The sequence below is a fragment of the Pseudomonas asplenii genome (assembly GCF_900105475.1).
GTDB lineage: Bacteria > Pseudomonadota > Gammaproteobacteria > Pseudomonadales > Pseudomonadaceae > Aquipseudomonas > Aquipseudomonas asplenii.
On record NZ_LT629777.1, the window covers coordinates 4261204 to 4274159 of the forward strand.

A 12956-nucleotide genomic window follows, 5' to 3' on the forward strand; every position below is an offset into this window, starting at 1 on the left:
TTTGACGCGCTGTCGAAAATTTTTCAACGTATTGACGGACATTTATGGAAAAGTCGAAGTTTCGCAAGACAGGTATCGGACTGGCCGTGGTGCTGCTTGCCGGCCTGGTGTTCTACACGGTCAGCGCGCCCGCCGAGCCACCGCAGTATCTGGTCGCCACGGCCGAGCGTGCGGATATCGAGAACACGGTATTGGCGACCGGTCTGCTCGAAGGTATCCGCCAGGTGGATGTCGGTGCCCAGGTTTCCGGGCAGTTGAAGTCGCTCAAGGTCAAGGTGGGTGACAAGGTCAGGAAGGGCCAGTGGCTGGCGGAAATCGACCCGCTGGTGCTGCAGAACACCCTGCGCCAGGCCCAGGTCGATGAGGAGAATCTGCAGGCACAACGGCGCGCTACCCAAGCCCAGCTCAAGCAGGCGAAAGCGGTTTATGAGCGTTACCTGGGGCTGCAGAGCGATGCGGCGATTTCCCGGCAGGATTTCGAGAGCGCCGAGTCGAACTACGAGGTGCAACGTGCCAACCTGGCTTCCCTCGAAGCGCAGATCAAAAGCGCGCAGGTGCAGATCGACACGGCCAAGATCAACCTGACCTACACCCGCATCGTTGCGCCAATCGATGGCGATGTGGTGGGTATCGTCACCCAGGAAGGTCAGACCGTGATCGCCAACCAGTTGGCACCGGTGCTGCTCAAACTGGCGGATCTGGACACCATGACCGTCAAGGCCCAGGTGTCGGAGGCCGATGTGATTCACATCGGTCCGGGCCAGGAGGTGTACTTCACCATCCTTGGCGAGGCGAACAGACGCTACTACGCCAAGCTGCGTGGTACCGAGCCGGCGCCGCAGAATTTCCTCGAAACGCAGACCGCCGGTACACCGAAACAGAACACCGCGGTGTTCTACAACGCGTTGTTCGATGTTCCCAACCCGGACCACCGGCTGCGCATCGCCATGACCGCCCAGGTACGTATCGTGCTCGATACCGCCAAGGCAGCCTTGACCGTGCCGGTGGCGGCCCTCGGCCCACGCAATGCCGACGGCAGTTTCCCGGTACGGGTGCTTGACGCCAAGGGCCATGCCCAGTCGCGCAACGTGCGCACCGGGATCAACAACAACGTCAAGGTGCAGATCACCGATGGCCTGGCCGAAGGCGACAAGGTCGTCATCGGCGAGCCGACTTCGACTGTGGCGGGAGCCTGAGCATGACCCAGGCACTGCTGGAATTGTGCGGCATCACCCGTAGTTTCATGGCCGGGGAGCGAGAGTTCACCGCGCTGAAGAACATCAATCTGAGGATCGATGCCGGGGAAATGGTGGCGATCACCGGCGCCTCGGGCTCGGGCAAGTCGACCCTGATGAACATCCTCGGCTGCCTCGACTACGCGACTGCCGGCAGCTACAAGGTCAACGGGCGCGAGACCCGCGACCTGGACAACGAGGAACTGGCCGAGCTGCGCCGCGACTACTTTGGCTTTATTTTCCAGCGTTACCATCTGCTGCCGCACCTGAGTGCCCTGCACAATGTCGAGATGCCGGCGATCTACGCCGGTACCGGCGAGTCGCGGCGTCATGGTCGTGCCCGTGAGCTGCTGGATCGTCTCGGTCTGGCTGCGCACCTGGAGAATCGGCCGAATCAGTTGTCCGGTGGTCAGCAGCAGCGGGTGAGTATCGCCCGTGCCTTGATGAACGGTGGCGAGGTGATTCTCGCCGACGAACCGACCGGCGCGCTGGACACCCACAGCGGCAAGGAGGTGATGCAGATCCTCCAGGAACTGCATGCCGCCGGGCATACGGTGATCATCGTCACACACGACCCCAAGGTCGCCGCCAACGCCGAACGGATCATCGAGGTGCGCGATGGCGAGATCATCAGCGACCAACTCACGCGACCAGTCGACCAACCGTCGAGCCGGGAGAGCACGACCCTGGTGGCCCGCAGCACCGGGCGCCTGGTGGCCAGTTTCGGGTTGTTCAAGGAAGCCTTCAACATGGCCTGGGTGGCGCTGATTTCGCATCGTATGCGGACCCTGCTGACCATGCTCGGCATCGTCATCGGCATCACCTCGGTGGTGTCGATCTCGGCCATCGGCGAAGGGGCCAAACGTTATGTGCTCAAGGACATCCAGGCGATTGGCAGCAACACCATCGATATCTATCCGGGTACCAGTTTTGGTGATAGTCGGGCCAGCAGTATCGAGACCCTGATACCCGCCGATGTACTTGCCCTGAGCCAGTTGTACTACGTCGACAGTGCCACGCCGATGGTGGGGCGCAACCTGCTGGTGCGCTACCAGAACATCGACCTCGACGCCCAGGTCAATGGCGTCAGCGACCGCTATTTCCAGGTGCGTGGGCTGCGGATGGCCATGGGCATTGCCTTCAGCGAAAGCGATGCCCAGCGCCAGGCCCAGGTGGTGGTGATCGACCATAACACGCGCATCCGGCTGTTCGGGCCGAACGTCGACCCGCTAGGCCAGGTGATCCTGCTGGATAACCTGCCGTGCACGGTGATCGGGGTGACGGCCGACAACAAGAACATCTTCACCTCCAGCAAACAACTGAACGTCTGGGTGCCTTACGAGACGGCGGCGGGGCGTCTGCTCGGGCAGCGCCACCTGGACAGCATCATGGTGCGGATCAAGGATGGGCAGCCGAGCAAGGTGGTGGAAGAGAACGTGACCAAGCTGATGTTGCAGCGCCACGGTACCAAGGACTTCTTCACCAACAATCTCGACAGCATCATGCAGACCGTGGAGAAGACCAGTCAGTCCCTGGCGCTGCTGTTGTCGCTGATCGCGGTGATTTCCCTGGCGGTGGGAGGCATCGGGGTGATGAATATCATGCTGGTGTCGGTCACTGAACGGACCCGGGAGATCGGTATTCGCATGGCGGTGGGCGCACGCCAGTCGGACATCCGTCAGCAGTTCCTGGTGGAGGCGGTGATGGTCTGCCTGATCGGTGGGATGATCGGCATCTCGTTGTCCTTCGCGATCGGCTACCTGTTCTCGCTGTTCATCAAGGAGTGGCAGATGGTGTTCTCGATGGGGGCGATCGCCACGGCGGTGATCTGTTCGACGCTGATCGGCATCGTGTTTGGCTTCGTGCCGGCGCGTAACGCTTCGCGGCTCGACCCGATCGAAGCGCTGGCCCGCGACTGACCAATGGGGAGCCAGCAGGCTGGCTCCCCAACGTTTGGCTAAAGGTCGGTGGACGGCAGGGACGTCACTGGTGAGGCGTACATCCAGCGCATCAGTGAGTGGCGCCCGCTGATACCCAGCTTGAACGCCGCGCGCTTGAGGTAGCTCTCCACCGTATTGACCTTGAGCTTGAGTTGCTCGGCCAGTTCCGGGGCGGTGCGTCCGGACAGCAGGCCGACACAGACATCCATCTCGCGATTCGACAAGGTCAGCCCCGACTGCGTCAGACGGTCGCTAAAGCGCAGGCGCAGGGCCTGCTGGCCTGGATTCTCCACACCCTCGGCGAGGCTTGGTTGGCCGGCTGGCGAGGCGTGCAGGGGGTTCATTGCGATGATGTGTTTTTCCACCATCGGCAGCAACAGTGGCGAGAAATTCTGCAGGATGCTTTGCTCCCGCGCAGAAAAGCGCCGCGACTGGTTCGAGCGATACACCGAGAGGGTGTAGCTGCAGTCATCCTTGTGGCGGGTCAGGTGCAAGGCCGACTCCTTCGCATCGGAGGCCGAGGTGAAGAGATCGGTATGGCCGATGGTCGGATGGCTGGCATCGATCGACGGGTTTGAGATGTCCTCGTCCGTCGACAACTTGCGGATATGGGTAACGTCCACGGCCAGTTGGGTGAGAATCAGGTGGTGCAACATCCGTGGGAAATTGCGACTGCCAGTGCTGGCGATGACCTTGCCAATATGTGGAAACAACCGTTGTGAGTTCATCATTTCATCCATGATTTTCAGATTCCGAAACATTCGCCTCTCAGTAGACGAGCCTTGAGTAGTGGCCTTTAACCATACCCTAATTCCTAGTATTCCGCTCGGGAATACGCCCATGAAAATCCGTGATTTTATTTGTTCGGGCGGATCCCGTAGCGTGTGGTGCTCATCCCAAGGAGAGTGCGCCGTGAACAATGCCCGTCCGCGTTTGTATGTCGATGCCCAGTACACCAGCCCCTATGCCCTGTCGGTATTTGTCGCGCTGCGGGAGAAGGGCGTCGAATTCGATCTGCAGCCACTGGACCTGAGCGCCGGCGAACAGCAGGCGCAAGGTTATGCCGGCTTGTCCCTGACGCAACGGGTGCCGACCCTGGAGCAGGAAGGGTTTGCGCTGTCCGAGTCTTCGGCGATCACCGAGTACCTGGACGAGCTCTATCCGCAGGCACCGCTTTATCCGCAGGACGCCCGGCAACGGGCCCGGGCGCGGCAGGTGCAGGCCTGGTTGCGCAGCGACTTGCAGGCGCTGCGTCAGGAGCGTTCGACCCTGGTGATTTTCTATGGGCAGAAGGCAGCGCCATTGTCGGCGGCGGGCGAGGCGGCCGCGCGCAAGCTGATCGATGGTGCGCAGGCTTTGTTGATCGGTGGGCGCAGCAGCCTGTTCGAGCAGTGGTCGATTGCCGATGTCGACCTGGCGCTGATGCTCAACCGGCTGATCCTCAATGGTGATCCGGTGCCGGATGGGCTGCTCGACTATGCGCGGCGCCAATGGCAGCACCCGGCGGTGCAGGAATGGGTAGCGTTGTCGCGTCCGGCCTTGACGTGAACGGCGGGCCCGTCCGCCTCAACGTCTGGACGGGCCCAACAGGGTCCTGACGACATCATTTTCGGGCGCCCTGTAGCGTGCCCCTGGAAGGCTCAGCGAATGGGGTTCGGGTTGGCGGCCATCCGGGTGACCGACGATCAGCGTTTCGCCGTGCCATTCGTTGAGCAGCTCGAACAAGGGCAGCCGCAGGTGGCCGCGTGCCGGGTCGGCGAGGAAGGCATGTCCTTGCTCGACGCCCTTGAGTACCACGAAATGATTGAGCCGGTTGCGGTGCAGCAGGATGATGACCGGACCGTCCAGCGCATGCAGGGCTTCGGGTGGCAGTCGTACGCCTTCGGCGCTGTAGCCCAGATGCCGGGCAGATGACTTGAGGTCCAGCATCGAGAAACCTTCCTGGACCCGTTCGCGTACCTCGGCTTGCGACAGGCGCAGCACGATATCGGCAAGGATCTGCGTTTCCTCGACCGGTTCGCCGAGGTAACGCTTGAGCAATATCGCGAGCGCCGCCGCACCGCAGGAATAGTCGAGAGTCTGGCGCTGGATGTCGTGAAAGCGCAGTTGCTTCATCGACTGCAAGCGTGGGCCAGCCGCCGTGGTGATCGGGCTGTCGAGCAGCAGCGCGAACAGGCTAAGCACGCTCGCCAGCCGTGGGCTGCTCAATTGAAGCGTCTCTTGAAATGTGCCGACAGCGCAGCAGGACCGGCGTCATCGTTCAGGCCCAGAGTGACCTCGGGAGCAATCACCCAGTCATCGTTCACCCGATAGGAAGCACTGAGCGACAGCTCGAGCGGGTCGGCATCGGAACCCTGGATGGTCTGGTGATCGGCCTGCAGATGGGCACTGTGGGCATAGGCCAGCCGGCCGCCAAGCGACAGTCGTTCATTGAGGGCGAAACCGACTCCGGCGTAACCCTTGAGCACCCAGCCGGGTTTGATGCGATAGCCATCGATGGTGTTGGCGAAGGCGTACTGGTAGCCGATGCCGCCGAACAGGATGGCCGGATCGGTGCTGCGCACGAACGCCACGCCAGGGGTCAGGCTCCAGTGCCCGGAACCGTTGTTCAGTGGGTCTTTCCAGCGGTTGAAAACATCGTTGTAGCGTTTTTGTCCGGTGGGGATGTTGAGGTCCATGCTCAAGGCGATCGCCGGGGTCTGGGCGTTCTCCTCGACGATCTGATACTGGGCACCGAGGGCGATATCGGCCAGGCGCCAGGCATCGGTCTTGCGTACGAACGCATTGCTGGAGACGTCCTGGATATGGCTGTAGGTCAGTGGCACGCTGAGATAACCCTCAAGGTGCCGATAGAGCCCGGCCCGCCAGGTCGAACGTAGCTCCAGTTGCCGCGCCGAATAGGACGAGCGCTGAAAATCGCCGGCCTGGGGCAGACCGTACTGGATGCGGCTCTGTTTGTAGGCGAGACCGAGGTCCATTTCATATTCACCGGGCGATAGCAGCACGGTGGAGCCTATGAGGAAATCCAGCGGTGGTTGGCTTTCGACTTGTGCTCCGTAGTGGCTGTCCGAGGGTTTGGCCGGTGGGTTCGTGGGGTTATTGGGCGGCAGCCGCGTGAGGCTGACGATGGTCGAAACCTCGATGGGCGTGGTGCCGAACGTCGCCGACTCCAGCAGCGTCCAGTTGTCGGCGGAAAGCAGCAGTTTTCCGCTGACTTTTTCTCCGCTGGCAAACAGCAGGGAGTAGGGGGTATCGCTGCCGATCGACAGAATTTCCGTGGTCGGAACCCTGATCGCTGAGCCGTAGTGGGTATCGAAGATACAGAGTCCGTCGCTGTACGAGATGATCCAGCCGGATACCCGGTCGCCATTTTTCAGAATCAGGTTGTCGGCCAATGCTGGCGTGGACTCGTACAGATAAAGAAGGATCACGCCGAGGGTGGCGAGCCATTTCAAGGGACTGGTCATGCTTGTGTCCTGGCCTCAAGGGGAAGGCATGGGCCGACCACGTTCCACGTGGTCGGATGAATCGTGGGGATGAGATCAGGACAACGCGATCCCCAGCCGGCTGACCAGTTCGGACATTCGCGGGTCGTTTCGGATGCCTTCGAGGAATTCCTGGTGGAGTCTTTCGTTGGTTGAGCGGGAGTTGAGAGCGGCGTATTTTGAATCGTCGTCGATCAGGCCGTTTCGTTCGTAAAGATCGCTCATGTGAGATTGCAGTAGGGCGAAGTATTCGTTTCGTTCTCCTGATGAAATATTCGAGAATTTTTCATTTTCGGAAAGGGGCCTCAACTCTTGATAGCCTCGTTCCGAGGGGAGTGTCAGTAGAATTGCGAATTCACCCCACCAGCCCGGCATTGCACCTACAGGGATAGGCGGGTCCATGGCGTCGGACATGTTTGCGCCGGCGGCACTGATACTGATTTTATCGCTATTGTTATTTGTTTCGGCAGGTGTTTCGATTGAGAAGTTCGGCTTTTCCTGTATTTGAGGTTTGCTTTTGTTCAGGTTTGATAAGTTGTATGTGTTTGAGAGGGTGCTGTTGATATTCATGCTTGTTTCCTTGTGTCGAAATATGCTGTTTGCGTGATTCTGTCTTGGTCGGGCAGAGGTGGGGATTACCAGGAAAAAGTCGATATGGGACGATTCCAGGACGTATCTCTCCAACCAAAGTTGAGCGGGGCACCCTTCTCATTCAATGCCTGATAGTGAACGTCCACTTCTACCGCATTGCTTGCATTCCAACTCCCGCCAGGGGCATCTGACTTATCAGCGAGCCAGCGATCTCCGGCAACTTTATAAGTGACCCCATCTTCAATTTTTGTGTAGGTTCCATGTGGATTCCAGTCACTGCCTACCGAGTAATAGGACCTGTAGTCATGTTCGTTGCCAAAGCGTTTCAGTCGAATGTTGTATGTCTTCAAGCCCTGCGTCACGCTGGGGTAGGGGTGGCCGGTAATTCTTGCGGCCCCTCTGATCTTGCTGAGTTGCTGGTCGTCGAGGGTTGTGACTTGAATGCCCTTGGCTTCAAGTGAATCAAGAATGGAGGGTTGTGCCACACTGAGGGTCGGTAACAGAGCGGTCACTAACAGTAGGTGAGTGGTTTTCATATTTGACTCCTGTTTCAAAAACTTCAGCGATTTTGGTTTGCAGAGCCAGGAACGATCTCGCAATTGATCTGCCTTATCTTTGGGGCGGTCGAGGAGCGCTTATCATTTTTGTCGCTGCCCAGGATTCAGGTGCTGCTCATTTGTAAGTGGATATTTAATATCTTTTGAGGTGGCTTAATAACTGGCCAAACGGATAGGTTTTTTATTATTTGGGAATAATAAAAACTGATCTGGGGTTGTATGCGAATATAGGTAGGAAATAGCTGTAGCCTTAAAGCTACATAGACGTGCATAACAGGATTTGTATGCAGCGAGATTGCGCGAAGCGTCAGAGCACTTTCTGGTGTGATTGCCGGCCTATTTGCGGGCAAGTCGGGGACGCCGCACCGCCGCTCCCCCAGGCAGGGGGAGCGTCAAGCGAGAGCTTCACCCTATCGAGCAAACCGCCGAGCCCCTGCGACACAGAAAATGACCGCCACCGTCACCCCCAGCATCCCCAGACTCACCTGCTCATGCAACAACGTAGCCGCCAACGCCAACCCGAAGAACGGCTGCAACAACTGCAGTTGCCCCACCGCCGCAATTCCCCCCTGGGCCAACCCGCGGTACCAGAACACAAACCCGATCAACATACTGAACAACGACACATACCCCAGGCACCCCCAGGCTGCCGCCGAAATCCCTGAAAGGCTCGGTGGCGCGCAAAGCCAGCTCAACACCAGCATCAGCGGCAATGACAGCACCAGCGCCCAGCAGATCACCTGCCAGCCGCCGAGTGTCCGCGACAGCCTGGCCCCTTCGGCATAGCCCAAGCCACAGACCAGAATCGCCGCCAGCATCAGCAGATCCCCCACGGGCGAGGCACTGAGCCCCTGGGCCAGCGCATAACCGACCACCAGCAGACTGCCCAGTACCGAAAAGCACCAGAATGCTGTCCTCGGCCGCTCGCCGCCGCGCAGTACGGCAAAGACCGCCGTGGCCAGCGGCAGCAAACCGACGAAGACGATGGAATGCGCCGAGGTCACATACTGCAGGGCCAGCGCTGTCAGCAAGGGAAAACCGAGAACGACCCCCAGGGCCACGACCCCCAGCGACCACAACTGACCCCGGGCCGGACGCCGCTCCCCGAAGACCCATAGCAAGGCCAGCGCCAGCACCCCGGCAATACTCGCCCGCACCACCGTGAGAAAGACCGGGTCGAACTCCAGCACCGCCAGCCGCGTGGTAGGCAGCGAGCCGCTGAAAATCACCACGCCGATCAGGCCGTTGAGCCATCCTTTCGTGCGCGGGCTGGTCGTTGATTGTTGCAGGTTCGATAGCTGTTCCATTCGGCAGCAGGCTCCTCGGGGGCGGGCGTGTCTCACGTTGGGATTGCATGAAGGGCATGCTAGAGTCGACTATGATGACAATCAAAGAATTGTCATGGATACGCTTTCACATGCCACGCCTGCGCTACAAGACACTGGTCGATACCCTCGCTGCGGATATCCGCTCGGGCAGGCTTTCGCCCGGCAGCCGCCTGCCGACCCACCGGCAGTTGGCCGAAACCCACGGGGTGGCGCTGGTGACGGCTACCCGGGTCTATGGCGAGTTGGAGAGCATGGGCCTGGTCAGTGGCGAAACGGGTCGTGGCACCTTCGTTCGGGAAACCACCCTGCCGCCGGGGCAGGGCATCGACCAGCCGGAAATCGCCGCGGGTGTAGCCGACCTCAACTTCAACTATCCCTCGCTGCCGGGTCAGTCGGAGCTGCTGCGCAACGGCCTGCGGCAACTCGCGCTGTCGGGCGACCTGGAGTCCCTGTTGCGCTACCAGCCCCATGCCGGACGCCCGCATGAACGTAATACCGTGGCCCGCCACCTGCGGGTTCGCGGCATCAGGGTCACACCCGAGCAGGTCCTTATCGTCGACGGTGCCCAGCACGGCCTGGCCGTGACGATGATGGCGCTGCTGCAACCCGGCGACGTGATTGCCGCCGATGCGTTGACCTATTCCGGTTTCAAGGTGACCGCCGAGGCCCTGCACCTGGAGATCCTGCCGATTCCTGTGCTCGAACACGGGCCGGACCTGCAGGCGCTCGACCGGCTGTGCCGAACTCGCCGTGTGCGGGCGGTCTACAGCATTCCGACGTTGCACAATCCGTTGGGCTGGGTACTGGATCTTGCCCAACGCGAACAGTTGGTGGCGCTGGCCCGCCGACACGATCTGCTGCTGATCGAGGATGGCGCCTATGCCTTCCTGGCCGAAGATCCACCGGCGCCGCTGATCGAGTTGGCACCCGAACGGACGATCTATGTCTCAGGGTTGTCGAAGAATGTCGCCACCGGTCTGCGGGTCGGTTTTGTCGCTGCGCCGTTGCCCACGGTGCCGCTGTTGCAGCGGGCGATCAGGGCCACCACCTGGAACACGCCGGGGGTGATGACGGCCCTGGCCTGCGCCTGGCTGGAGGATGGCACGGTCGCCCGCCTGGAAACCGAAAAGCGCCGCGATGCCCGGGCTCGCCAGGTGTTGGCCGCCGAGGTACTGGCGGGCTTGCCCTGTATCACCCATCCGGCGTCCTACTTTCTCTGGCTGCCGCTGGCCGAAGAGGCGCGCGCGGACCGGATCACCAAGGCCTTGCTGGAGCTGAATGTCGCGGTGTCGACCGCCGAGCCCTTTGCCGTCTCGGCCCATGTGCCCCATGCGCTGCGCCTGGCACTCGGTTCCGTGGAAATGCCGGTGCTGCGTGCAGCGCTGGAGAAGGTGAGGTGGGTGGTCGAAGCGGCCTCCTGAGCCACTGCGGTCCGGCCTGCCTGTGTTAACGTGACGGCCCGCTCGAAACCCGCCAAGACCAGGATCGCCAGGCGCCATGGCCGACAATGACTACGAGCTGTACGAACGCTTCCACACACCGGACCCGTGCATCGCCGAGCGCGAGCGGGTCGCGATGTCCCCGGAGGAAAAGGCCTGGGCCCTGTACAAGGGCAGTCTGCACCGCAGTGGCTGGCTGGAGTGGTTGATCCTGCCGGTGGTGATCGGCCTGTGGGCGCCGATGGTGTGCATCGTCCTCGTGTTGTTGGCCTATCAGGCGTTGTTCGCGCCCGAATTCGATCCGCAACGGCATGGGGAGGCTATTTTTACGGCAATGCTGTTGAGCACCCTGTTGCTGTTCGTTGTGTGGGTGGCCTGGAATCGCCACCGTGCGCTTCACGATCCACGGCTGCTGTATTGGCGGGACCTGCCCGAGGTGGCCGAGGTCGAGCTGGAGCGGCACACCCTGGTGTCGGCGTTCAGCCTGTGGTCGAGCGATTACGATCCGGATAATCCGCAAGTCGCGCGGTGGGTCGATGGGCGAATTCAGCAGATGGCCGACAGTGGAGTGTCGCAGTGGCTGCTGGCGCGGACCGCCGAGGGTCGCTGGCTGGTGCTGTGCGAGCGCGTTGCCGGGACGTTTCGCGGCTATGGTACGCAGGTGCGGCCAGCAGCGGCCAGCCAATGGCCGTTGAGCCGGGAACTGGCGATTGCCTTCGCTCCCCGTACCAACGTTCCCCTCGGGCTGCGTTTTTCCGGAGCACCGCTGGCGCTGGCTGAAACCAGCCACTGGTTGAGTCGCGGCGATCTCGACAGGCTGACCCGCGTCGCCCATCACTGGACGTTTTTTGCGCCGGAGCGTTATGGGCTGATCAATTCCGCCTACGTTCCCTGGCTTGAGGAGCTGCTGGGCCGGGTGCAACCGGGTGTAGCTGACAGCACGCTGCCAGTCTGCTGAGAAACCTTCTGTAGAAGCTGCTGCAAAAGCCGCTGTTCAGACGCAAAAGTGCTGGATCGCGCACGCAATAGCACAGCGGGTTATAGCCGTTATCCAGAGACGGTCGATTGTTGAATGAAGGCTGTCCGAAAGGTCAGAAAAAACCTACGTAATACGGGCGTTCTGCTAGGCTATGACCTGTAGCAGTTGTGTGGCAGTTGCGTCAGCAGCCGCGCGGCCTACTGCCAGGGAAGGAGGTTCAAGGTCGGCGCAAATGCCAGCGTTTGCCGTTCGCTGCCTTCCATCATTCGTTCGGTTGATAATGACCATCGAGAAACGCAAGTTCTGTTTTTCGGGCGAAAGAGGAAGATAGCGTCATACCAAACCTGCTTTTGAAGGAACCCGAGCGATGAACATTTCAACCCTGCTGGCTTTTGTCGCCGTCCTCAGCACTGGTATTGCCACAACCGTTCCCGCCCAGGCCGCCGATAGCAGCCGTGACGAGCAGTCCTGCCATTTCCTGCCGGTGACCGACAGCGGCTTCAGCCTGAAACAGGCCCGCTCTGTCGGTGTGCTCTACAGCGAAAACACCGTCAATACGCTCCAATACCTGGAGCGCTACCACAGCGTTGCGCTGAACGGGGCGAAGAACGATGCGCTCGATTCGCGCATCAGCAGCGCGTTCGTCAGCAGCTCCGACCCGACATTGGCGATCGACTGGCTCAAGGGCTCGTTGCAGAAACAATTCACCTCCGTGACCGTCTACGACAACCTCGATGCCGTGGTGAAGGCCCATCCCGACGTGGTGGTGATGCTGGACACCTACAGCCGTCTGGTGACCAAGCGCAACAACCAGTTCGAGGCCCGCTTCGTTGCCAGGTTCTATGACTCGAACCTGCAGTACATCGGTCAGGCCCAAGGCTCCACCGGCAAGCAACTGTCCTCCGTGTGGGTCAAGGGCAAGGCCGCTCCGGAGATCGCTGCGCAGATCAATCAGCAGCGTGACCTGCAGGTCGATGCGCTGAAACAGTTCGATGCCTCGCTCAAGGCACTGGTGACTTCGGGCAATATGGAGCGGGTCGCGACCAACTGATCGTCCAGTGCCTGCGGCCGGTCAGCGGCGGGCCAGCTTGTACTTGACGCAATCCTCGTAGAAGCTGCGGCGGATGGCCTCGGGTTTGAGCCGCGACCGGCTGTCGTAGGTCTGTTCGGTGATACCCAGGGCCATCATGCGCATCCAGCCCTTGCTGAACTTATAGGCCTGGATCTTCTGCCGGGCGGCATACAGCGACACCCCCGAGAGCTTCAGCTCCTGCGCCCTGGCTGCGGTACCGGCGCCCCAACTGCACTGGTAACGATCATTCGACTTCAGCTCCTTGCCATCGGCGCAGAGTGCGATGCCGGCCAGGGAAAACGAGATCAGCGTAGTCCATACTGTTCGCAT

13 protein-coding genes are annotated in these 12956 nt (G+C 60.7%); 6 read left to right on the forward strand and 7 right to left on the reverse strand.

The features are described 5' to 3' along the window. Positions 1–44 precede the first annotated feature (44 nt). Together macA and BLU37_RS19435 are read left to right on the forward strand one after the other, a co-directional pair. Positions 45–1196, forward strand: coding sequence for a macrolide transporter subunit MacA (gene macA, locus BLU37_RS19430; RefSeq protein WP_090207763.1), 1152 nt, complete (start codon positions 45–47; stop codon positions 1194–1196). A gap of 2 nt (positions 1197–1198) precedes the next feature. Next, positions 1199–3154, forward strand: coding sequence for a MacB family efflux pump subunit (locus BLU37_RS19435; protein WP_090207766.1), 1956 nt, complete (start codon positions 1199–1201; stop codon positions 3152–3154). Between the two features lie 38 nt (positions 3155–3192). Here BLU37_RS19435 and BLU37_RS19440 read toward each other — a convergent pair whose 3' ends face one another. Continuing rightward, positions 3193–3915 carry a helix-turn-helix transcriptional regulator gene (locus tag BLU37_RS19440; RefSeq protein ID WP_172833124.1) on the reverse strand — a complete coding sequence of 241 codons (723 nt, stop codon included), beginning with the start codon at positions 3913–3915 and terminating at the stop codon, positions 3193–3195. A gap of 172 nt (positions 3916–4087) precedes the next feature. Here BLU37_RS19440 and yfcF point away from each other — a divergent pair, with 172 nt between their 5' ends. Then, positions 4088–4723: a glutathione transferase gene (yfcF, locus tag BLU37_RS19445; protein ID WP_090207769.1), complete on the forward strand. Its 636-nt coding sequence runs from the start codon at positions 4088–4090 to the stop codon at positions 4721–4723. A gap of 18 nt (positions 4724–4741) precedes the next feature. On the opposite strand, the gene BLU37_RS19450 is transcribed toward yfcF, so the two are convergent. The 5 genes from BLU37_RS19450 to BLU37_RS19470 all read right to left on the reverse strand — a co-directional run bounded on the left by BLU37_RS19450 (position 4742) and on the right by BLU37_RS19470 (position 9115). Further along, a complete protein-coding gene (locus BLU37_RS19450) occupies positions 4742–5383 on the reverse strand; it encodes a C39 family peptidase (RefSeq protein WP_090207772.1) in 642 nt (213 codons plus the stop codon). Beyond that, positions 5380–6642, reverse strand: coding sequence for a transporter (locus BLU37_RS19455; protein WP_090207775.1), 1263 nt, complete (start codon positions 6640–6642; stop codon positions 5380–5382). Before BLU37_RS19455 ends, BLU37_RS19450 begins: the two co-directional genes overlap by 4 nt. 75 nt (positions 6643–6717) lie before the next feature. Beyond that, positions 6718–7230, reverse strand: coding sequence for a hypothetical protein (locus BLU37_RS19460; protein WP_010452138.1), 513 nt, complete (start codon positions 7228–7230; stop codon positions 6718–6720). A 65-nt stretch (positions 7231–7295) separates the two neighbouring features. Then, on the reverse strand, positions 7296–7787 hold the full coding sequence (locus BLU37_RS19465; protein ID WP_090207778.1) for a hypothetical protein: 492 nt from the start codon (positions 7785–7787) through the stop codon (positions 7296–7298). A 431-nt stretch (positions 7788–8218) separates the two neighbouring features. Then, entirely contained in the window at positions 8219–9115 is an 897-nt protein-coding gene (locus BLU37_RS19470) for a DMT family transporter (protein WP_090207781.1), read from the reverse strand. Positions 9116–9225: 110 nt separating this feature from the next. Between BLU37_RS19470 and BLU37_RS19475 the strand changes: the two genes are divergently transcribed. The 3 genes from BLU37_RS19475 (at position 9226) to BLU37_RS19485 (ending at position 12605) form a co-directional block, all read left to right on the forward strand. Beyond that, positions 9226–10557, forward strand: a complete 1332-nt coding sequence (locus tag BLU37_RS19475) for an aminotransferase-like domain-containing protein (protein ID WP_010452143.1) — start codon at positions 9226–9228, stop codon at positions 10555–10557. A 76-nt stretch (positions 10558–10633) separates the two neighbouring features. Further along, positions 10634–11533, forward strand: a complete 900-nt coding sequence (locus BLU37_RS19480) for a hypothetical protein (RefSeq protein ID WP_090207784.1) — start codon at positions 10634–10636, stop codon at positions 11531–11533. Between the two features lie 388 nt (positions 11534–11921). Then, positions 11922–12605: a hypothetical protein gene (locus BLU37_RS19485; protein ID WP_010452147.1), complete on the forward strand. Its 684-nt coding sequence runs from the start codon at positions 11922–11924 to the stop codon at positions 12603–12605. Positions 12606–12626: 21 nt separating this feature from the next. Here BLU37_RS19485 and BLU37_RS19490 read toward each other — a convergent pair whose 3' ends face one another. Then, positions 12627–12956, reverse strand: a complete 330-nt coding sequence (locus tag BLU37_RS19490) for a hypothetical protein (protein ID WP_010452149.1) — start codon at positions 12954–12956, stop codon at positions 12627–12629.